Origin of the sequence: Pseudomonas sp. FW300-N2A2 (assembly GCF_017351735.1) — a bacterium.
GTDB classification, from domain to species: domain Bacteria; phylum Pseudomonadota; class Gammaproteobacteria; order Pseudomonadales; family Pseudomonadaceae; genus Aquipseudomonas; species Aquipseudomonas migulae.
Genome location: NZ_JACNDU010000001.1, coordinates 234,485 through 255,482 on the forward strand (window position 1 = coordinate 234,485; position 20,998 = coordinate 255,482).

Below are 20,998 nucleotides of genomic sequence, written 5' to 3' on the forward strand. Positions count from 1 at the left end.
TTTTAACAGGGGTACAGGGATGGGTTGGCTGCAATCGAGACGTTTGCATTATTGGCTAGGCGCGACAGCGATTGTGTTTGTGCTGTTTGCATTGCTGCGGGTGGTGTTCTTTTTCGGCTTCTCCGGTTTCGACGCCCGAGCATTGAGCGACGATCATACCGTCCTGGAAACCCTGGGCATCGGCTTTCGTTTCGATCTGCGTTTGGCCATCCTGGTGATGTTGCCACTGGCGTTGCTGGCCTGGATTCCTCGTTGGAATCTTGTCAGCAGCCGCCTGCTTCGCCGATTGGCACGCGTGTATCTGTCAGTCGCCCTGGGCGCCCTGCTGCTGATCTATATCGTCGATTTTGGCCATTACGCCTATCTGGGCGTACGGATCAATGCCACCGTGCTGCGCTTCATAGACGACGCGCAAATATCCCGTGACATGGTTTGGCAAACCTACCCGGTTATCTGGATATCGCTGGGGTGGCTGGCAACGGTCGCCCTGGTGACGCTGGCCCTGGTGCGCCTGGAGCGCGTGACGCTGGACCGCCCCCGTAAAGCCATTCACCCGCTCTCCGTTACATGGGGTAGCGCGTTGATGGTCGTGTTGGTGCTGTTGGGTATTTTGGGCCGTGTCGAGAACATGAACCTGGAAAACCCTGTCCCGTTGCGCTGGAGCGATGCGTTCTTCTCCGGCAATAACCAGGTCGCTGCGCTGGGCTTGAACCCGGTGATTTTCCTCTACGACACGGTCAAGGTCGGCCAGTCGCGTTATGACGAAGCGCAAGTGCGCGAACACTATGCCGTGATTGCCAAGTACCTGGGCGTGGACCAGCCCGATCCGCAAACCCTGAACTTCGTCCGTCACCAGGCGCCACAACCCTACAAAGTGTCGAGCACACGGGCGCCGAACGTGATGTTTGTCATGCTCGAGTCGCTGGGTACCAGTGCCGTCGGCGCCTATGGCAACCCGATCAATCCGACACCCAACATCGATCGACTGGCCACACAGAGCTGGTTCTTCGAGCACTTCTATGTTCCGGTCACCGGGACCGCAAAAACCGTTTGGGCCAGCATTAGCGGGGTTCCAGACGTCACTCGACAGGAAACCGCGACGCGTAATCCGCTGATCACCAAACAGCACACATTGATCAATGCCTTCACCGGTTACGAGAAGATCTACACCATTGGCGGCAACTCCGGTTGGGCCAACATGAATGCCTTGATCCGGCAAAGTATCGACGGGGTTCGTTTGTTCGAAGAGCGGGACTGGAAATCCCCGGTGGTGGATGTCTGGGGGATTTCAGATCTGGATCTGTTCAAGGAAACCGACAAGATCCTGCAAGCGCTGCCCAAGGACAAACCGTTCTTTGCCTATGTGCAGACGGCCGGTAACCATCGTCCCTTCACGATTCCCAAGAGCAATGACGGATTCGAGGTCAAGCACCCTACCCTCGCCGAAGTTCAGGCGGCGGGATCGCGCAGTGTCGAGCAGTACAACGCCGTGCGCCTGCTGGACTTCAACATCGGACGCTTGATGGAAATTGCCAAAGCGGGTGGTTACTACGACAACACCATTTTCGTGCTGTTTGGCGACCACAACACCCGTATCGCCCAGATCCCTTTCCTGGCACCGGCTTATGAGCAACTGGGTCTGGAAAGTAACGCGGTGCCCATGATCATCCATGCACCGGGCCTGCTCGGCACGCGGACCGTCAAGGAAGCGGTCGGCCTGGTGGACTTGCTGCCAACCGTGGCGGGCATGGCCGGCCTTGAGTTTCGCAACAGCGGCCTGGGGCGTGACATCCAGCAGCCTGCGCCCGAGGGTGAACGCGTAGTGCCGTTGGTATTGCGTGAAGGCACGTTCCCGTTGATTGCGGGCGTCACTCAACACTACATGGTGCAGATGGAGCACGACGGCAGTTCGCCGACGCTGCACGACCTGGCCTCCGCGACGCCGCTGGACAACGTGGCCGGGCAAAACCCTGAAGAGTTCAAGCGCCTGGTGCAACTGACCCGCGGCATGCATGAAACGTCCAGGTTGATGTTGTACCAGAACGTGCGCAAGTAACCGGGATCGGGGTCGGCTACCGCGCCGACCCCGATAGTGTGCCGACACTATTGTCTAATCGCGATCCTCATCCTGCCCTTCCCTCCATTCCTCGGGATGGACCTTGAGATAGCTGCTGACGGCGACGCCTAAAGTCGGAAAAAACGCAGCTTCGCCAAACCGCTCGAATAGTCCGAAGCGCTTCAACTTGTCTTTGACAGGGTCCTTCATCTCGGCCACGCACAACGTGATGCCAGCCTCGTTCAAGGTTTGGTCCAGTTCAGCCAGCATGTCGGCGGAAGTCACATCCACGCTGGTGACCGGTTCGGCTGCTACCACCAGCCAACGAACCGGCGTGGGTGATGTCGCCACGGCGTCCAGCACTCGGTCATGGAACAGTTCTGCGTTGGCAAAAAACAACGGCGCATCCCAGCGAAACAGCACCAGGCCGGGAATAAGGCGCGCATCCGGATAACGCGTGATGTCGTGATAGCCCTGGACGCCTTTGGCGCGACCCAACACCGCAGAATACGGCCGCCAGCCATCCCATAGAAACTCGATCACCGCGACAACGATGGCCAGGCCAATGCCCTCGATGGCGCCGAATACGGCCACACCGAGCGTACAAACGATCGATAACCAGAATTCCCAGCGCTGGATACGATAGATCCGTCGCAGATCGGCGACCTCGATCAGGCCGATAGCCGAAGCGATGACCACCGCCGCCAGTGCGCTGGTGGGCAGGTTTTTCAGCAAATCCGGGGCATACACCAGCAATAAGGCAACAGACAGCGCTCCAACCACGCCGGCAAGTTGGGTTTGGGCCCCCGCCGCCTCGGCCACAGGTGTGCGTGACGAGCTGCTGCTGATTGGAAACCCCTGGAACAAACCGCCGGCAAGGTTGGCGACGCCGAGCCCTACCATCTCCTGGTTTGGGTCGACATAGGTCTTGGTCCGCGCCGCATAAACGCGCGAGAGCACACTGGTGTCGGCGAACGAGACAAGCGCAACGGCGCAACCTCCGATCACTACAGGAACGATATCGGCACGGCTGATCCAAGGGATGGCAAACGCCGGCAAGCCTTGGGGCAGCAAACCGAGGACCGCGACATTGTGGGTTGTAAGGTCAAGCACGCCAACGGCGACGGTGGCGCCTGCCACGGCGATCAGAATCCCCGGCACGCGCTTTTTGTCCTTGAGCAACAAGATGACCGCCACGGTGGCTGCACCGATCATGAAGGTGGTCCAGTTGGTTTTTCCATCCATCACCGAGGTGGCAATGGCCCACAGGTTGCGCAGCGGTCCGTCGGATTCAATCGAAAAGCCGAAAAACTTGGGTAGCTGACTGATCAATACCGTCAGCGCGATGCCGTTCATGTAGCCATAGCGGATCGGTTTGGATAGCAGCTCGGTGACAAAACCCAGCCGCGCGACACCCGCCAGGATGCACACCACCCCCGAGACGATCGCCATCATGCCGGCAAGGGCGATCGCCCGATGCGGGTCACCGCCGGACAGCGGCAAGACTACGGCGAGAATGATGGCTGCCAATGAGGAATCCGGCCCCAGCACCAGGATTCGGCTGGGGCCGAACAACGCATAAGCGAGCAATGGAACGATGGTCGCGTAAAGGCCATAAATGCCGGGCACCCCCGACGCCACCGCGTAGGCGATGCCGACGGGCACCAGCATGGTGGTGAGCACGAGTCCGGCCACAATGTCGCGCCGCAACCATGTCATCTTGTAGCGGCTCAACGTCCGCAGCCCCGGCAGCCAACGGCTCAAGCCGGTTTGATCGCCAGTATGCCTGTGCGTAATCCGGCCCGGTTCGGGAACGGGTGGCGGAGCATCCGAATCGCTCATGGGACTTTAGCCCTCAGAGATAACAAACAGCGTGCAGTAGATTCATTCTGGGTCAAGTCTGCGATCTTGCTCAGTAGTGAGTGAAAAATTCAAAGATGGACCAGGCAACCTGCACACTCATCGTCGACCGCACCGACTCCAATAGCGTGCCTCCCAGTGTCGCAAATTCATAAATTCTCGCCGATCACACGATGTTTTTTCTCCTGGGTCTCAGCCAATGATGCCAATGTGCCTTTATTGCACCTTACGCTGACCTCTTGATCGCCATCTATTAGCTGACTCAGGAATTACGGACTATGGGAAGCTGGAAAATCAGGACTCATCTGCTAGTGCTTACCAGCACTTTGCTCCTGGGTTTGTTGTGTGTCGGCGGGCTTGGACTCTTGGGAATGCAATCTGCGGTACGCAGTCTGGAGACCGTGTACCTCGATCGGGTCGTGCCGTTGCGGGACTTGAAAAAAATCGCCGACCTGTACGCCGTGGACATCGTCGATGCCACCCACAAGGCACGCAATGGCAACTTCACCAACGCTGAATCATTGACCCGGATAGAGCAAGCGCAGAGGGAAATCGATCAGACGTGGCGCGCATACAAATCAACAGAGCTGATCCCTGCAGAAACCCGTTTGATCGCGCAAATCGACCCGCTGATGGAAGCGACCCACGGTCCATTGCAAAACTTGCAGGGCCTGCTGCGCCAAAGCGACGCCGCCGGTCTCGCGCGTTTCGCGACAGATCAGCTGTATCCACTGATCGATCCCTTGTCAGCCAAGTTTTCCGAGTTGATCGAAGTTCAACTGGTGGAGGCCAAGAACCAGTTCGAGCAAAACCAGAGCGCCTATACCTCCAGTCTCCAGCTCAGCCTGTTGATTCTGGCATTGGCCCTGATCGCGGGCGTGGCCTACACGGTCTTGTTCTCCCGCCTGTTGAGCCGCCAGCTCGGTGCCGAACCGGCAGAACTGGCGGCCATCAGTTCGAACATCGCCCAAGGGAAACTCGCCGCTACACAGTTTGATCAGCAACAGTCGACGGGGGTGCTGCACTCCGTCCAGGCGATGCGCCACAGCCTGAGCGAGATGATCGGCAAGATCAGCCAGGCCTCCGGGCAGATAGAAGGTGCCACGCTGCAATTGTCTGCGTCCTCCGAACAAGGATTGAGCAGCGCCGCACTGCAAAGCGAGACAGCCTCCTCCATGGCGGCCACGGTAGAAGAGCTTTCCGTCAGCATCACTCACATCGCCGACAATGCTCGACAGGCCCAGAGCACCGCACAGAAAGCAGGCGAAATCACCAGCGAAGGCATGGAGGTCATGCAGGCCTCCATCCAGGAAATGGGCCAGATTGCCGATCTGGTGACACAAAGCTCATCGGACATCGATCAACTGGCGATTCAGTCCAACGACATCAGCCTGATTGTCGGTGTGATTCGGGGCATCGCCGAACAGACCAATCTCCTGGCCCTCAATGCCGCCATTGAAGCGGCACGCGCGGGCGAGCAAGGTCGCGGCTTCGCCGTGGTCGCCGATGAAGTGCGCAGCCTGGCCGCCCGCACAGCCCAATCCACCACGGAAATCGTTGCCTTGGTCAATGCCATACAAAGCGGCATGATCAAAGCCAAAGACAGCATGGCCGCCGGCTGCGAGCGCGTGACTCATGGTCAGAAACTGGTCGAAAGCGCGGGCCATTCCATGGGCAGGATCAAGGGTGTGCTGGACGAATCCCTTGCGGCCGTCAGTTTCATTTCGGTGTCGCTCCAGGAACAACGCGCCGCCAGTGAACAGGTCGCCTGCAACGTCGAGAAAGTAGCGCAAAGTGTGGAAGAGAACGCCACCGCCCAAAGCGGGATCGTGCGCACAACCCAGGAACTCAAGGCGATGTCCGATGGGCTGGGCATCATGCTGCAGCGGTTCAGCTTCTAAAAGGCCTGGCCCCCGTCAAACCAGTCAACGGCTGACGGGGGCGGTACTGAGCATTTTTCACACCTTAGCTCCGAGGTTCTATATTTGCTTCATCCGCGCTACCTGATGATACAAGGGCGGATAGTGTACCCAGCGTGTTTTCCAGGGTGCCCACCAGGTCATTCGGAGCACTACGATCAAGGAAATAAAAGCTGCCACCCAGCCTGAATATCCAACAGTCTCTCCGAACATCACTCCAAGAGTGGCTACTCCATGTGCATTCCCCACCCAGGCATCCAAGCAAAACAGAGCCCCCAACCCAAAGATCAATACGCCAAGTTCGTGTTTAAGTTCATCATCCTTTTTCACGATTTCACATTTGGATTTGTACAGCTCCCAAGCATAATCATCGTTCTCTTTGAAGGCATGCTCCTTCAATTCAGACATCAAGACATACCCGAATGGTCGGCTTGAAGAAACATCATTGGAATCAAATATCCCCCATGGAGCGAACACGCCAATAGCTCTGAACAAGTTCCCACAGAATGGAATTAACAGTGAGACAGTCAGACAAAAAGCAGCCACACCCACAAGGATTAATCCCGCGTGCTTCCACATTTCCTCCGTCGACAGTGACAAGCTCAAGAGGTTTTTCCCTGCACAGAACGCTAGCGCTGCATCCAGGAAAAGCACCACGTAAGTCAACTGAACCCCCCACCGAAGCTCCCAGGCCTTCTCAATGAAGCTTGCTGAAAAATCAGCTATGGCACTATCAGATTTTGTAACGCTCTTGGTCATATCTAACTTCCATGCATCAACGGGCGGTTTTGACAAAAGGGATACTAACCAATGAAAGAGCAGACTTCATTCTTGATGCTGGAGGCCGTTAGAGACGCTTTGTTGGAATGCAACTGCAGTGCAGTTTCAAACCCTAAATCAGGAGTATCTCGCACTATAGCCACCGCGCGCTTCAACTCTGTCGCCGTAAGGTGCGGGCCATCGTCCGCTTTGTAGTCGGGATGCAAACTTTCACCATCGGATATTGAATACAAAAACATCAAACCCCAGATCGCATACAACGAGTCGAAAGGCGACTTGCTCATATCGAACGCCAGGTGATTTGACATTATCAAATATGACTCTGCGTCCGGCAGCGCTTCGAAAGCATCAAGTTCTTTTAAAAAGTCGTTACCCTCCCAGATGACCGGCTGCCCGGACAATGCAACCGCCATTCCTTCGGAGAACCAAGTTTGCAAGGCGTACAGGTTTTGCTGCCCGAGCAACTGCTGTTGGAAAATATGCACCATTTCATGGTGAATGAGTTGTTGAGCAACTTTTAGCGATCTGCTTTCGTTTTCATTCCCCGGATTGATCTCAAGATTCGGGGAAATAGAAAGCTTGAGAAAGTCGTAGTGTGCGCTTCCACCGTAGCCTGGCGAGATATCTACCCTAGGCATTTTATGGGTATCTGAGTCAACTTCAAACTGCGCGCAACACTTGCGGAATGCATTTTTTATTTCTTCCCTGCCCCATGCTCGCAAGGTGTCGGAAAAGTGATCTGTAAAATAGAAGTTGTTTTCCATTACGTGACAAGCTCCAAATCATCATTTTGAGTCGATTGACATTGGGGGGGTCGTTGTAAATACAAGGGCCCACGCTTATTTATTTCGAGTTTGTCGAATATAGCTATTCCCTGCCTCAAACTATATCGGTAGCAATCATACTGAATTTTGCAAGCAAGCCCGCACAAGCCATTTCCTTGCTGCTCTAGAAAGTTTTCCCTATAGACAGTCGTCGACCTCATCTCGTAGGTCCCGGCGTTTGAAGGTTTCAAGGGCTGCACCCGGTTGCCGAAGTTAGTCTAGGATTTATGTGAACGACCGGCCTGGGTACGGCCCAGGCACTTTTGTCTGGCCCACTCAAAGGGAGACGCCAACGTGAGTACCTTGAAACTTCATCCTGCCCTGGACAATGGTATCCAACCCGCCGACGCGAATTTCACCGGTGGCACCCTGCAATGCCTGTGTGCGACCGACAAAGTCGAGGTCCGGATCGACGCGCAAACCCTGCATAACCACGCGTGCGGCTGCAGCAAATGCTGGAAACCGCAAAACGCGATATTCGCCGTCATTGCCGTGGTGCCTCGGGACAAGGTCAGCGTCACTGCCCACGGCGAAAAACTGGCCATTGTCGACGAAAAAGCCACCATCCAGCGCCATGCCTGCAAGCAGTGCCACGCCCATCTCTTTGGGCGCATCGAGAACAAGGACCATCCGTTTTATGGCCTGGACTTCGTCCACACCGAGCTATCTCCCCAACGAGGCTGGGCTGCACCAGGCTTCGCGGCGTTCGTGTCCTCCATCATCGAAACCGGCACACCGCCAGCGCAAATGAAAGCCATCCGTGAGCGCCTGCGCTCTATCGGCCTGGAACCCTATGACTGCCTGTCCCCGGATTTGATGGACGCAATGGCGACTCATGTCGCCAAACAGAAAGGCCTGCTGCCTGCCGCCTGATTGATCGGTCGCCGCGGTTTCTTCGCCGGACCGCGGCCCCCGGGCAGCTTGTTTGGGGATCTGTCGTCAGCGACGTCGAGAAATGGCGAACGCCGGCAGCGCTTCAATCCTCTGGGGGTTTTCTGAACACCAGCAGCTTCCCGGTTGCACGCTGCACCACCTTGTCATTCTGATTCAGCGTTTCCATGAACAGCGTCACCACGCCCCGATCCGGTTTGGAGGCTGACGGTTCGATGGCCTGCACCTTGCTGAACAGGCGTAACACGTCATCCGGATAAGTCGGTGTCGGCCAGCTCAGCTCGATGCCCAGGCCAATGATGCCGTCCGCCAGGGGGACGCTGGCCACCAGCATCTTCATGGTCAGGGCCGCAGTGTTCCAGCCGCTGGCCGCCAGACCGCCGAACAGACTCAACTCGGCCTCTTCGGCACTCAAATGGAAAGGTTGCGGGTCGTATTCGCGAGCAAACGCCAACATCGCTTCTTGATGGACGCGAACAGGGTCGCTTTCAAACTCCTGACCCAGACTCAGGTCATCGAGGTAGAGTTTTTCCCAGGCATGCAGGGTCATGATTCATTCCTCCGCAGTGCATTACGAATAGCCGATGTCGCTGAGATCGATCGCCACCAGCAAGGCGTGCTCATCCGCCTGGCCGTCGGCCTTGCGTCGATAGGCGCGCCGCTTGCCAGGCATGCGCAAGCCGTCGGTTTCAACATAGCCATGAACGTACTGCGCGGCAGTCAGGCCACCGCTGACATCCACGTTGTAGTCGTGACGACGTAACAGAAAGTCTGCACCGAAGTAGAAATCCTGCACCGCGCAGTGCGTGGCGATTGTCTCGGGGAAGGTCACCCGCAAACGACGCCAGCGCTCCGAGCCCTCGTGCCAGGGCTCGACTTCCTCGGTCACGACACCCGGCCAGGTGAACTGGAAAGGCATTGTCAGGTACGACCAAAGCGCGTAACCGTTGAAGTACGCTCGGTGCAGGGGATCCCAGGGACTGTTTTCCCCATGGTCGCGAAAGGATTCTCTGGGTTTCGATCGCTCGGCGATTACCTTGCCGGCGGTATTTTCGATGGCGATTCGATTCGGGGTGTAGGCGGTGAATTGGTCGGCCCCACCAAAGGGCGTCACCGAGGCCCGCTGCTCATGCAGCCAGACGGTCATCTGCCGTGGCGCGCTGTCCTGGGTCAGCCCTTTCATGGCCCAGAGCGAGCCCCCGGTCACGATAGTGGCGCGTACCTGGTTGAAACTGCTCCAGCGCTCCAGACCACCATGGGCGATCAGTACGCTATTGAGCAGTTCATCACCCGGTGCATTCATAGTGGCGGCCCTCCTCCCTCCGAAGGCTGATCCCGAACCCATTGCCAGAATAATTGATACCCGACCGCCAGCACCACCGGACCGATGAACAACCCGATGATGCCGCTGGTGACCATCCCGCCAAGCGCGCCGATCAGCACCACCGGCATCGGCACATCAACACCGCGCCCCAGCAGCAGCGGTTTGAGCACGTTGTCCACCAGGCCGGCAACGAAGACGAAGATGGCAAACACGATCGTCACAGTGTTGGCGCCTTCGGTGGCGAACACAAAGGCAATCACCGGAACCGTGATCAGCGTCGCCGGCAATTGCATGATGCCGAGCAACAGCACCCCAAGGGCCAGCAAACCGGCGCCGGGAATGCCCTTGAAGACAAACCCGAGCCCCACCAGCAGCATCTGGATGAACGCGATCCCGACCACGCCCAGCGCGACCGCACGGATCGTTGCGGTGCACAGCGCGGCAATTTTCGGTCCTTTGGCCGGGTCGCTGACCCGCGAGGCAATCTGCACCGCGCTGCGACTGCCGCTCTCGCCATAGGCCATGAAAATACCGGCGATGATCAAGGCGAAAATGAAGGTCAGGAAGCCCATGCCGACGCCGGCCAATTTGCTCAAAAGGGACAGGCTGAAGTGCTTGATCTGCGGGAGGTATTTGGCGGTCAGGTCGGGGAGATTGGTTGAAGCCTCGAGCCACAAGTCAAACAGCGGCTGCCCCACCAATGGCCAACTGGCAATGGATTCGGCGGGGGGTGGCAGGTGAAAGTCGCCGCCCTTGACCACTTCCATCACACGGTCGACCGAGTCGGCTATCGAGGTGCCCAGAAAGTAAATCGGCAACACCAGGATGACGATGGCGATCAGGATAATCAGCGTCGCAATGCGCCCGTCATTCTGCCCCAAGGGCCCTTTCAGACGCGCCTGCAACGGGTAAAGGGTAATCGCCAGGATCAGCGACCACAGCATCAGGTCACGGAACGGGCTGAAGATTTCAAAGCAGAACAGCACCAGAACCGCGATCAACCCAGCCCGGATAAGGACATCGAGCAGCGTGCGCGTCAGCGTTTTTTCGGAGAACGAAGTGGGCTCCATGGAGGCCTCCTGATCACTGCAACGGTACGGGATCGGTTAGCCCAGCATAGTCGTTCGGCGGAAAACGCGTGGATTCAACGCAACTTCAATGGATCAACCAGTCCGGCGGCAATGGCCATGCCGACCAGGTCCGGCAGGGTATTGGCCTGCATGCGTTTCATCACGCGTGAGCGGTAGAGGTCGACAGTTTTTGCGCTCACCCCCAGTTGCTCGGCGATTTCGCGGGTGGTGTAACCCTGCACCAGCGGCAACAAGACGTCGCGTTCCCGTGGGGTCAGCGTGAGCAAACGCGCCTGCAACGCTTCATGCCCCTGATTACCCGAACGGTGGGTCGCGCAAGTGCTCAGGGCCTGTTGCACGCTGTCCAGCAGCAGTTGTTCGTTGTAGGGCTTTTCAATGAAGTCGTGAGCGCCGGCCTTGAACGCACGCACCACGATCGGCACATCGGCGTGACCGCTGACGAAGATGATTGGCAGGTTCAGTTCGCGCAATCGCATTTCTTCCTGCACGTTCAAGCCGCCCATGCCGGGCATGCGTACATCCAGCAGCACACAGGCTGCCAGGCTGGCATCGCAGGCATTGAGGAACTCAACACCGCTGGTAAACGGCAACGCCTTGAGGCCGACTGATTCCAGTAACCAGACCGTTGAATCGAGCATGCCTTGATCGTCATCGACCACATACACCACGTGCTCCGTCACACCCGCCATTGCATTATTCCTGTTGTTGTTTTGTTGGACCGGCAAGCGGCAAGCGACAGCACATCAGCAGCCCGACCGGTTGGCGGCGGGCCTGCAATTCGCCGCCGAAACCTTCGATGATGCTGCGGCTCATGGACAAACCGAGCCCCAGGCCATCGGCCTTGCTGGTATAGAACGGGGTAAAAATCTGCTCCAGTTCGGGCTCGCTCACGCCGGGCCCCTGGTCCTGCACCGTGATGTCCACGGTGGCGGCATTGCCCTGCCCGGCGGTCATCATAATCAGCGAGGGCTGGCCGGGATGTTGTTCGCGGTTGGCATCGATGGCATTGCGCAACAAATTGAGCAGGACTTGTTCCAGCAACACTCGATCGGCATAAACGGGCGGCAGATTATCCGGCAGACGATCCTCGATTGTCACTTGGCAATTACTCGCTTCCCAGGCGCACAAACGCACGGCTTCGCGGGCGACATCGGTGACGTTCAGCGCCTGCATGCGGCGCTGGCCTTTGCGCAGAAACGCGCGCAAACGGCGGATCACTTCCGAGGCGTGCGTGGCGTGATGGGTGATGCGTTCCAGCCCTTGCGCAACCCGGGCGGCCGCCTGGGGGTTGGAATCCACGGTCTGCAAATAGCGCTGGCTGGCGTTGGCGTAATTGACCACCGCGGCCAGCGGCTGATTGATTTCGTGGGCGATGCCCGAGGCCAGTTCACCGAGGGTGACCAGGCGCGCGGTGTGCGCCAGTTCATCCTGATGGCGGCGCTGCTGCACTTCGCGCAGTTCACGTTCGGTCATGTCCCGCGCCACCAGTGAATAGTAGCGCTCGCCACCGGCCGAACGATGCGCCAACAGCACCAGCGACACCGGCACCGACGCGCCACCGCCCGGTGGATGCAAGCGCGCATCGGTGCTCCAGACGCCGTCGCGCTCGGCGCCGCTCCAGCCGTCACGTTGCAGACGCGTCAGGTCTGCGCTGGCGAACAGTTGTGCCAGGACCGGCATCGGCTGTTGCTCGCCTATGCCGAGGATGCGGCGTGCCGCCGGGTTGAGGTAAGTGACTTGCCCCTCGGGGTCGATAAACAGCACCGGATCGGTGTTGACCTCGACGACTTCGGCCAGGCGCCGCTTGTTCTCTTCGGCCTGCACTCTGGCAGTAATGTCCCGGGAGACGCTGACCACCTCGACCACCGTGCCGGTATAGGTTTCACGAATCGCCCGACTGGCGGTTTCGAACCACAGGTAATGCCCGTTCCGATGGCGAATGCGATAGGTCATGGTGTGATAACCGTCCTGCTCCAGCGCATCGCGGGCACGCTGCACCAGGCTTGCCAGGTCCTGGCCATGGAACAGGCCCTGGGCCATTTGCCCGCGCAGTTCTTCCGGCCAATAGCCGAGCAACGTCCATGACGCGGGGGAGGCATCGAGAAAACAGCCGTCGGGTGTGTGACGGGAAATCAAGTCGGTGGTGTTCTCGATGATCAGCCGGTACAACCGCCGCGCCTGGGCCGCTTCGCGCTCGGCCAGCACTTGCGCGGTGGCGTCGCGGCAACGGGCGAGCACACGGTTGTCCTGGGGATCGGGAATGAATGTCCAGATCAGAATCTGCGTTTCGAGCTGGGCTTCGACCCCTTCAATGGCGCGCTGCTGGTCCAGGCAAGCGCGCACCAGTACCCGATGGTTGACCGGCAGAAAACCGAATACGTCGCTCAGCGGCTTTTCCGCCAGCAACGCCAGCAACGCCGCGTTGAATTCCTGCGGCCGTCCCTGCGCATCGAGCAACAGGCTCGGTTGCGGATCGTGGCCCAACAGTGGCGAGCCACGCAGCATGCCGTTGACGCTGCTGAGCAAAGTCGTGAGCAAATCCTGCACCCACCCCAGCCAATCGAAACTCACGCCTTCGCAGACTTCCACCAGCAACAACCCGGCTTGCCCAGGCGTCAACGCCAGATCGAACACTTGGCCATGGCTGATGGCGGCGCGGCGCAGTCGACCGGCCAACCAGCAATCCAGTTGCCGCACTTGCGCCAGGTCGAGGCGCCCGGCTTCCAGCAAACGCTCGAACAGCAACTGATCGCTGGCCAGCGAAGGATCGCCCTGGCCCGGGGGAAAATGCTGGGCGGCACCTTCATGGCTGTAGATTCGCGCCTGGGGTTGCCAGCTCAGGTAAACCGCGCGACGCACCTCAGGGCAATCCTGCAAGGCCCGGCACAACGCATCGGCCCGGGCGGCCAGAGGCACGGCCTCACGCTGCAGGCGCAACCAGCTGTGCAATCGAACGGGAGTCAGGGTCATCACGGGTCCGCTTCGTTGGGGAAGCCAAGGATATACCGGCCTTGGCGATTTAACGGTAGTCATTTAGTTCAGCACGAATCAAATATAGTAGATATACCATACGCCATAGGTTGTACTTCCATATCGATGGAGGATTGTTATATAAAGCACACCGGACATATAAAGGTGACCTCAGCGGCGACGCTGAAAGGCCACCGATAGAGCTAACAATCAGCCACCGAGTACCGCACATGTCGATCTATGAACAAGGGCTAGTCCCTTCGGCTGTCAATCACATCGCCTTGTCTCCGCTCAGCTTCCTTGAGCGCACGGCCAATGTTTACCCCGACTACCCCGCCGTCATCCACGGCTCGATTCGCCGTACCTGGGCGCAGACCTACACCCGTTGCCGACGCCTGGCCTCGGCGCTGGCTGGTCGCGGCATCGGCAAAGACGACACCGTGGCGGTGATGCTGCCCAATATCCCGGAAATGCTGGAGGTGCATTTTGGCGTGCCGATGATCGGCGCCGTGCTCAACCCGCTCAACGTGCGCCTGGATGCTGAAGCCATTGCATTCATGCTCCAGCATGGCGAGGCCAAGGTGCTGATCACCGACCGCGAGTTCCATGACGTGATTCACGCCGCTATCGGCATGCTTGATCACCCGCCTCTGGTCATCGACGTCAATGACCCGGAATACGGTGAAGGCCAGGCCGTCAGCGATCTGGACTATGAAGCGCTGCTGGCCGAAGGCGACCCTGCGTTCGCCTGGCAATGGCCAGCCGACGAGTGGCAAGCCATCTCGCTGAACTACACCTCCGGCACCACCGGCAACCCGAAAGGCGTGGTCTATCACCATCGCGGCGCTTATTTGAATGCCTTGGGCAACCAGATGACCTGGGCCATGGGCAACCATCCGGTGTACCTCTGGACCCTGCCGATGTTCCATTGCAACGGCTGGTGCTACCCGTGGACCATCACCGCGCTCGCCGGCGTTCACGTGTTCCTGCGCCGGGTCGATCCGCAGAAAATCCTCACGCTGATTCGCGAACATCAGGTCACGCACCTGTGCGGCGCGCCGATCGTGCTCAACGCGCTGGTCAACATGCCGGAATCGGCGAAGGCGGCCATCGATCACCCGGTCAACGCCATGGTCGCCGGTGCTGCCCCGCCGGCCAAAGTCATCGGCGCCGTGGAGGAAATGGGCATCAAGGTCACCCACGTCTACGGCCTGACGGAAACCTATGGTCCGGTGACCCTCTGCGCCTGGCATGCCGAATGGGACGAACTGCCGCTGGAAGAACGGGCGCAGATCAAATCCCGTCAGGGCGTGCGCTACCCGACGCTCGAAGGTGTGATGGTCGGCGATTCGAAGACGCTGGAACCGACCCCGCGCGATGGCCAGACCATCGGTGAAGTGTTCATGCGCGGCAACACCGTGATGAAGGGCTACCTGAAAAACCCGACGGCCACCGCCGAAGCATTCGAGGGTGGCTGGTTTCACACTGGCGACCTGGCGGTGTGTCACCCCGACGGTTATGTCGAGATCAAAGACCGCCTCAAAGACATCATCATTTCCGGTGGCGAGAACATTTCCACCATCGAACTCGAAGGCGTGCTCTATCGCCATCCGGGGGTGATGGAAGCCGCCGTGGTCGCCCGCCCCGATGAAAAATGGGGCGAAACGCCCTGCGCCTTCATCACCTTGAAGGCTGATCACCAGGACGTTCGCGAGGCCGACATCATCAGCTTCTGCCGCGAGCATCTGGCCGGTTTCAAAGTCCCGCGCACGGTGATTTTCACCCTCCTGCCGAAGACATCCACCGGCAAGATCCAGAAGTACGTACTGCGCGACAGGGCCAAGGCCCTCTAACCCTCACCGACGTTTCACCTATCAGGCGGCAGGTGTCTTACCTGCCGCCTCGGGCTCGTGCAGGCCGAATTCGGCCTGCCCTGCCCCCACACACCGATAACAACAACAATGTGGAGCGCATCATGATCGACATCCATGCAACCGATACCCAACGCTGTGAACGTATTCGGACCAACCCGAAATTCCTGCAACTGGTCAGCAGTCGCTCGCGCCTGGCCTGGTCGTTGAGTGCTGCGGTGCTGGGCACTTATTACCTGTTCATGTTCGTGGTGGCGTTTGCCCCGCAATGGCTGCACGCGCCGCTCGGCGAGAACCGGATGTTGACCCTGGGGATGCCGGTCGGCGCGGCGATCATTGTTTTTTCCTGGTTGCTGACCGGTTGGTACGTCTACAGCGCCAACACGCGCTTCGATGCGCTGGGTGCGGCCATTCTTGAGGAGAGCAAGTGATGCGTAAACTCATCCTCGCCGCAGCCTGCCTGTTGCCGGCCTCCGTTGTATTCGCTGCACCCGCGTTGGGAACCATCGAAAAACAACCGCTGAACCTGCATGCGATCGGCATGTTCTTCGTGTTCGTTCTCGGCACATTGGCCATCACCTGGTGGGCCGCGCGCCAGACCAAATCCACCTCGGACTTCTACACCGCCGGCGGTGGCATCACCGGGTTTCAGAACGGCTTGGCGATTGCCGGCGACTACATGTCCGCCGCTACGCTGCTGGGGCTGTCCAGCCTGGTGTTCGCCAAGGGGTACGACGGTTTCATCTACACCATCGGCTTCTTTGTCGGTTGGCCGATCATCACCTTCCTGATGGCCGAGCGGCTGCGCAATCTGGGGCGCTACACCTTTGCCGACATCGTCTCCTACCGACTGGACCAGAACAAAGTGCGGATCTTCGCTGCGTTCGGTTCGTTGACGGTGGTGTGTTGCTACCTGATCGTGCAGATGGTCGGTGCCGGCCAGTTGATCAAATTGCTGTTCGGCCTCGACTACCCGGTAGCGGTGGTGATCGTCGGCGCGTTGATGCTGGTTTATGTGATCTTCGGCGGCATGATCGCAACGACCTGGGTGCAAATCATCAAGGCTGTGTTGCTGCTGGCCGGCGGCACGACTCTCGCGGGCATGGCCATGTCGCAGTTCGGTTTCAGCTACGAAACCCTGGCCACCAAAGCGGTCGAAGCGCATGCCAGCGGCTGGAATATCATGGGCCCCGGTTCAATGCTCGCCGACCCGATCAACACCGCGTCAATGTCTCTCGGCCTGGTATTCGGCATTGCCGGTCTGCCGCACATTCTGATGCGCTTCTTCACCGTACCCAACGCCAGGGAAGCGCGTAAATCGGTGTTCTACGCCACCGGTTTCATCGGTTTCTTCTTCCTCGTGGTCTGCACCCTGGGCTTCGCCGCGATGGTGATCATCGGCACCGATCCGCAGTACTACGTCAACGGTGAAGTGGGCGGCGCCTTGATTGGCGGCGGCAACATGGTCGCGATGCACTTGGCCAAAGCGGTAGGCGGCAACCTGTTCCTCGGGTTCCTCTCGGCCGTGGCGTTCGCCACCATCCTTGCGGTGGTCTCCGGGCTGGCCCTGGCCGGTGCGTCGGCGATTTCCCACGACCTCTACGCCACCGTATTCAAGAAAGGCCAAGCCACCCAGAAACAGGAAATGCGCGTCACCCGCATGGCCACCGTGGGCCTGGGCATCATCGCGATTCTGCTGGGCATCCTGTTCGAGAAGATGAACGTCGCGTTCCTGGTCGGCCTGACCTTCGGCATCGCCGCCTCGACCAACTTCCCGGTACTGATCATGGCCATGTACTGGAAAGGCCTGACCACCAAAGGCGCGATCATCGGCGGTTTTGCCGGCCTGATCTGCGCGCTGGTGCTAGTGATCCTGTCCCCGGCCGTGTGGGTGACCGTGCTCGGTCATGCTCACGCCATCTTCCCGTACGACCACCCGGCACTGTTTTCCATGCCGCTGGCGTTCCTGGTGATTGTCGTCGTGTCCCGACTCGACCGCAGTGTGCGGGCCGACAAGGAACGTGACGCCTACGCCGACCAGTTCGTGCGCGCCCAGACCGGTCTCGGTGCTGCCAGCGCTTCCAGTCATTGATTGAAAGGCACGGCGCCCGGTTGCGGCGCCGTGCACAACCGTCCTGTCGAGGTTCACGTTATGCCCGAATTCAAAGCCCCCCTGCGCGATCTGCGCTTCGTCCTGCATGAGGTGTTCGACGCCCCGGCCCTGTGGGCACGCCTGCCCGCCCTGGCTGACAACATCGATGCCGCCATCGCCGACGCGATCCTTGAGGAAGCGGGGAAAGTCACCGCGCACCTGATCGCACCCTTGAACCGCAGCGGCGACGAAGAAGGCGCACAGTGGCATGAAGGTCAGGTGACCACGCCCATCGGCTTCAAACAGGCTTATGCCACGTACATCGAGGGTGGCTGGGTCGGCCTGTCCGGTAATCCCGAGTACGGCGGCATGGGCATGCCGAAAATGCTCGCCGTGCAGTTTGAAGAAATGCTCTACGGCGCCAATTCCAGTTTCGCACTGTATTCGGCATTGAGTTCCGGTGCGTGCCTGGCGCTGGATGCCCACGCCAGCGAGACCTTGAAAAACCTGTACCTGCCGCCGATGTATGAAGGTCGCTGGGCCGGCTCCATGTGCCTGACCGAAGCCCATGCCGGCACCGATCTGGGGATCATCCGCACCCGCGCAGAACCTCGGGCGGATGGCAGTTTCAGCATCACCGGCAGCAAGATATTCATCACCGGCGGCGATCAGGACCTGACCGAAAACATCGTCCATCTGGTGTTGGCAAAACTGCCCGACGCGCCGGCCGGACCAAGAGGCATCTCGCTGTTTGTTGTGCCCAAAGTGCTGGTCAATGCCGACGGTTCCCTTGGCGAGGCCAACGCCGTAAGTTGCGGTTCGATCGAACACAAGATGGGCATCAAGGCCTCGGCCACCTGTGTGATGAATTTCGACGGTGCCAGCGGCTGGCTGGTGGGCGAAGCCAACAAAGGCCTCGCAGCGATGTTCACCATGATGAACTACGAACGCCTGTCCATCGGTATTCAGGGCATTGGCTGCGCCGAAGCGTCCTATCAGAGTGCGGTGGCCTACGCCCGTGAACGCATTCAGAGCCGCGCCCCGACCGGCACCGTGGCCGCGGACAAAGTCGCCGATCCGATCATCGTCCACCCCGATGTGCGCCGCATGCTGCTCAGCATGAAAGCCATGACTGAAGGTGGCCGCGCGTTCGCCAGTTATGTCGGACAGCAGCTCGATCTGGCGAAGTTCTCCGACGATGCGCAAGAACGCGAGAGCGCCCAGAGCCTGGTCGCGCTGCTGACGCCGATTGCCAAGGCCTTCTTCACCGACACCGGTCTGGAGAGCTGCATCAACGGCCAGCAAGTGTTCGGCGGCCATGGCTACATCCGCGAATGGGGCCAGGAACAATTGGTCCGCGACGTGCGCATCGCGCAGATCTACGAAGGCACCAACGGTATTCAGGCGCTGGACCTGCTCGGGCGCAAAGTGCTGGCCGATAACGGTTTCGCGTTGCGTCAGTTCACCGGCCAGATTCGGTATTTCGCCCACCAGCCCGACGCGCCCCACAGCGCGCAATTGTTCGATGCCGTGCAGCGCCTGGAAGACCTGAGCGACTGGTTGCAGGACCGGGCAGCGACCAACCGCAACGAAGTCGGCGCCGCTTCCGTGGAGTATTTGCACCTGTTCGGGTATGTGGCCTACGCCTGGTTGTGGGCGCGCATGGCGCAGGTTGCCCGGCAAAAGCTAAGCGACGACGAAGGCTTTTACGGTGCGAAGATCGCCACCGCCGACTTCTACTTCCATCGCCTGCTGCCGCGCATTTTGAGCCTCGAACAATCGATTCGCGCCGGCAGTGCCTCGTTGTTCGGTCTGAGCGCCGAGCAGTTCTAACGATTGAACCGCACGCGGCGCCACGCTCCTCTCTTTTCGGCGCTCGCGTTTTTTCTTGGTAAGCCCTCGCCCGGTTGGCGAGGGTCGCGCAAGCCGTCATTTCATAATAAAAACAAAGGGGCTTCACATGGATCGCAACACCCGCACTCTCGCTACCCGACTGTTGCTGGCCGGCGGCGTCATCAGCCTCTCGGCCCCCGCCGCTGCTGACTTTATCAAGGACAGCAAGGCCAGCCTTGAGCTACGCAACTTCTACTTCAACCGTGACTATCGTCAGACCAACGCGGCGCAATCGAAACAGGAGGAATGGGCGCAGGGCTTCCTGTTGCGCTACGAATCCGGCTTTACCGAGGGGCTGATCGGGGTCGGTTTCGACGCGATCGGCCTGGTAGGCGTCAAACTCGACTCCAGCCCGGATCGCGCCGGCTCCGGCGTGCTCCAGCGCCATCGCGACACGCGCAAAGGCGCGCAGGACGAATACGGTGAACTGGGCCTGACCGCCAAACTGCGTGCGTCCAAAAGCACATTGAAACTGGGCACATTGCTGCCCAAGCTGCCGACGGTATTGGCCAACGATTCACGGCTGTTGCCGCAAACCTTCAAGGGCGGCCAGCTGACTTCGCTGGAAGTCGAAGGCCTGACCGTGGATACCGGACGGCTGACGCAGGTCAACCAGCGCGACTCCTCGGACTATGAGGACATGGGCATCACCCGAACCGGCGCCAAGAGCATCACCAGCCGCCATTTGGACAGCGACAGCTTCGATTTCGCCAGTCTGAACTACAAATGGACCAGTAACCTCGCCACTGGTTACAGCTACGGCCACCTTGACAATTTCTACAGCCAGCACCTGGTCAACCTGACCTACGTGTTGCCGGTCACCGTCGGTCAATCGTTGAAGACTGATCTGCGATTCGCACGCTCCATCGATGATGGCGGCAGTAATGTCGACAACAAGGCAATTGGCGCCATGTTCACCTACAACTTCGGTGGGCATGCGTTCGGCCTGGGCTATCAAGGCATGAGCGGCGACACCGGGTATGCCTACATCAATGGCACCGATGCGTTCCTGGTGAACTTCGTACAGATCGGCGACTTTGCCAGCAAGGACGAAAAATCCTGGCAGGCCCGTTACGACTACAACTTTGCCGCCCTCGGCATTCCCGGCCTGACGTTCATGACCCGCTACATCAACGGTACCGATATAGACCTGGGTAACAACCGCCCTGAAGGCAAGGAATGGGAGCGCGATACCGATATCGGGTATGTCGTGCAGAGCGGGCCGCTGAAAAACGTCGGAGTGAAATGGCGCAATGCGACAGTGCGCTCGACAAATTTTGGCAGTGATCTGGATGAAAACCGTTTGATCGTCAGTTACACGTTGCCGATCTGGTAAGGCGGCATAACGGCCACCATCGATTCGCCAGCAAGCCGGCTCCTACAGGGGGGGGGCGTACACCCCGATCCTGTAGGAACTGGCTAGCCTC

At 59.2% G+C, this 20,998-nt stretch carries 16 protein-coding genes; 8 read left to right on the forward strand and 8 right to left on the reverse strand.

The genetic code is table 11. The features are described from left to right. Positions 1 to 19 precede the first annotated feature (19 nt). Positions 20 to 2,056: an LTA synthase family protein gene (locus tag J4E42_RS00920; protein ID WP_207284324.1), complete on the forward strand. Its 2,037-nt coding sequence runs from the start codon at positions 20 to 22 to the stop codon at positions 2,054 to 2,056. A 54-nt stretch (positions 2,057 to 2,110) separates the two neighbouring features. On the opposite strand, the gene J4E42_RS00925 is transcribed toward J4E42_RS00920, so the two are convergent. After that, a complete protein-coding gene (locus tag J4E42_RS00925; RefSeq protein ID WP_207284325.1) occupies positions 2,111 to 3,898 on the reverse strand; it encodes a SulP family inorganic anion transporter in 1,788 nt (595 codons plus the stop codon). 296 nt (positions 3,899 to 4,194) lie between these two features. On the opposite strand from J4E42_RS00925, the gene J4E42_RS00930 reads away from it, so the two are divergent. Beyond that, the gene (locus J4E42_RS00930; protein ID WP_207284326.1) at positions 4,195 to 5,817 is read left to right on the forward strand and encodes a methyl-accepting chemotaxis protein; all 1,623 of its coding nucleotides are present in this window, start codon (positions 4,195 to 4,197) and stop codon (positions 5,815 to 5,817) included. A gap of 78 nt (positions 5,818 to 5,895) precedes the next feature. Here the strand turns inward: J4E42_RS00930 and J4E42_RS00935 are convergent, their stop codons facing one another. Beyond that, positions 5,896 to 6,594, reverse strand: coding sequence for a hypothetical protein (locus J4E42_RS00935; RefSeq protein WP_207284327.1), 699 nt, complete (start codon positions 6,592 to 6,594; stop codon positions 5,896 to 5,898). A 44-nt stretch (positions 6,595 to 6,638) separates the two neighbouring features. Then, positions 6,639 to 7,379 carry a hypothetical protein gene (locus J4E42_RS00940; RefSeq protein WP_207284328.1) on the reverse strand — a complete coding sequence of 247 codons (741 nt, stop codon included), beginning with the start codon at positions 7,377 to 7,379 and terminating at the stop codon, positions 6,639 to 6,641. Between the two features lie 354 nt (positions 7,380 to 7,733). On the opposite strand from J4E42_RS00940, the gene gfa reads away from it, so the two are divergent. Then, complete coding sequence (gene gfa, locus J4E42_RS00945) at positions 7,734 to 8,312, forward strand: S-(hydroxymethyl)glutathione synthase (RefSeq protein ID WP_008026381.1); 579 nt, start codon at positions 7,734 to 7,736, stop codon at positions 8,310 to 8,312. Positions 8,313 to 8,415: 103 nt separating this feature from the next. On the opposite strand, the gene J4E42_RS00950 is transcribed toward gfa, so the two are convergent. The 5 genes from J4E42_RS00950 to J4E42_RS00970 all read right to left on the reverse strand — a co-directional run bounded on the left by J4E42_RS00950 (position 8,416) and on the right by J4E42_RS00970 (position 13,715). Then, on the reverse strand, positions 8,416 to 8,880 hold the full coding sequence (locus tag J4E42_RS00950) for a MaoC family dehydratase (protein WP_008026361.1): 465 nt from the start codon (positions 8,878 to 8,880) through the stop codon (positions 8,416 to 8,418). A 21-nt stretch (positions 8,881 to 8,901) separates the two neighbouring features. Continuing rightward, complete coding sequence (locus tag J4E42_RS00955) at positions 8,902 to 9,633, reverse strand: hypothetical protein (protein ID WP_207284329.1); 732 nt, start codon at positions 9,631 to 9,633, stop codon at positions 8,902 to 8,904. Then, positions 9,630 to 10,724: an AI-2E family transporter gene (locus tag J4E42_RS00960; protein WP_008041498.1), complete on the reverse strand. Its 1,095-nt coding sequence runs from the start codon at positions 10,722 to 10,724 to the stop codon at positions 9,630 to 9,632. The genes J4E42_RS00955 and J4E42_RS00960 overlap by 4 nt, the downstream gene beginning before the upstream one ends. 74 nt (positions 10,725 to 10,798) lie before the next feature. Then, positions 10,799 to 11,434: a response regulator transcription factor gene (locus J4E42_RS00965; RefSeq protein ID WP_192416359.1), complete on the reverse strand. Its 636-nt coding sequence runs from the start codon at positions 11,432 to 11,434 to the stop codon at positions 10,799 to 10,801. Between the two features lie 4 nt (positions 11,435 to 11,438). Then, positions 11,439 to 13,715: a PAS domain S-box protein gene (locus J4E42_RS00970; RefSeq protein ID WP_207284330.1), complete on the reverse strand. Its 2,277-nt coding sequence runs from the start codon at positions 13,713 to 13,715 to the stop codon at positions 11,439 to 11,441. Positions 13,716 to 13,945: 230 nt separating this feature from the next. Here J4E42_RS00970 and J4E42_RS00975 point away from each other — a divergent pair, with 230 nt between their 5' ends. From J4E42_RS00975 to J4E42_RS00995, 5 genes are all read left to right on the forward strand, one after another. Further along, positions 13,946 to 15,568 carry an acyl-CoA synthetase gene (locus J4E42_RS00975; RefSeq protein ID WP_207284331.1) on the forward strand — a complete coding sequence of 541 codons (1,623 nt, stop codon included), beginning with the start codon at positions 13,946 to 13,948 and terminating at the stop codon, positions 15,566 to 15,568. Between the two features lie 122 nt (positions 15,569 to 15,690). Further along, on the forward strand, positions 15,691 to 16,017 hold the full coding sequence (locus J4E42_RS00980) for a DUF485 domain-containing protein (protein WP_207284332.1): 327 nt from the start codon (positions 15,691 to 15,693) through the stop codon (positions 16,015 to 16,017). Continuing rightward, positions 16,017 to 17,678: a cation acetate symporter gene (locus tag J4E42_RS00985; protein ID WP_207284333.1), complete on the forward strand. Its 1,662-nt coding sequence runs from the start codon at positions 16,017 to 16,019 to the stop codon at positions 17,676 to 17,678. The genes J4E42_RS00980 and J4E42_RS00985 overlap by 1 nt, the downstream gene beginning before the upstream one ends. 60 nt (positions 17,679 to 17,738) lie before the next feature. Further along, positions 17,739 to 19,511 carry an acyl-CoA dehydrogenase C-terminal domain-containing protein gene (locus J4E42_RS00990; protein WP_207284334.1) on the forward strand — a complete coding sequence of 591 codons (1,773 nt, stop codon included), beginning with the start codon at positions 17,739 to 17,741 and terminating at the stop codon, positions 19,509 to 19,511. Between the two features lie 127 nt (positions 19,512 to 19,638). Beyond that, positions 19,639 to 20,907 (forward strand): OprD family porin, encoded by a 1,269-nt coding sequence (locus J4E42_RS00995; protein ID WP_207284335.1) that lies wholly within the window; start codon positions 19,639 to 19,641, stop codon positions 20,905 to 20,907. The last annotated feature ends 91 nt before the right edge of the window (positions 20,908 to 20,998 follow it).

Coding starts and splice junctions, on each gene's coding strand:
- J4E42_RS00940 (WP_207284328.1), bottom strand. CDS start 7,379: ATGGAAAACAACTTCTATTTTACAGATCACTTTTCCGACACCTTGCGA.
- J4E42_RS00935 (WP_207284327.1), bottom strand. CDS start 6,594: ATGACCAAGAGCGTTACAAAATCTGATAGTGCCATAGCTGATTTTTCA.
- J4E42_RS00920 (WP_207284324.1), top strand. CDS start 20: ATGGGTTGGCTGCAATCGAGACGTTTGCATTATTGGCTAGGCGCGACA.
- J4E42_RS00975 (WP_207284331.1), top strand. CDS start 13,946: ATGTCGATCTATGAACAAGGGCTAGTCCCTTCGGCTGTCAATCACATC.
- J4E42_RS00930 (WP_207284326.1), top strand. CDS start 4,195: ATGGGAAGCTGGAAAATCAGGACTCATCTGCTAGTGCTTACCAGCACT.
- J4E42_RS00965 (WP_192416359.1), bottom strand. CDS start 11,434: ATGGCGGGTGTGACGGAGCACGTGGTGTATGTGGTCGATGACGATCAA.
- J4E42_RS00995 (WP_207284335.1), top strand. CDS start 19,639: ATGGATCGCAACACCCGCACTCTCGCTACCCGACTGTTGCTGGCCGGC.
- J4E42_RS00970 (WP_207284330.1), bottom strand. CDS start 13,715: ATGACCCTGACTCCCGTTCGATTGCACAGCTGGTTGCGCCTGCAGCGT.
- J4E42_RS00985 (WP_207284333.1), top strand. CDS start 16,017: ATGCGTAAACTCATCCTCGCCGCAGCCTGCCTGTTGCCGGCCTCCGTT.
- J4E42_RS00980 (WP_207284332.1), top strand. CDS start 15,691: ATGATCGACATCCATGCAACCGATACCCAACGCTGTGAACGTATTCGG.
- J4E42_RS00955 (WP_207284329.1), bottom strand. CDS start 9,633: ATGAATGCACCGGGTGATGAACTGCTCAATAGCGTACTGATCGCCCAT.
- J4E42_RS00990 (WP_207284334.1), top strand. CDS start 17,739: ATGCCCGAATTCAAAGCCCCCCTGCGCGATCTGCGCTTCGTCCTGCAT.
- J4E42_RS00950 (WP_008026361.1), bottom strand. CDS start 8,880: ATGACCCTGCATGCCTGGGAAAAACTCTACCTCGATGACCTGAGTCTG.
- J4E42_RS00925 (WP_207284325.1), bottom strand. CDS start 3,898: ATGAGCGATTCGGATGCTCCGCCACCCGTTCCCGAACCGGGCCGGATT.
- J4E42_RS00960 (WP_008041498.1), bottom strand. CDS start 10,724: ATGGAGCCCACTTCGTTCTCCGAAAAAACGCTGACGCGCACGCTGCTC.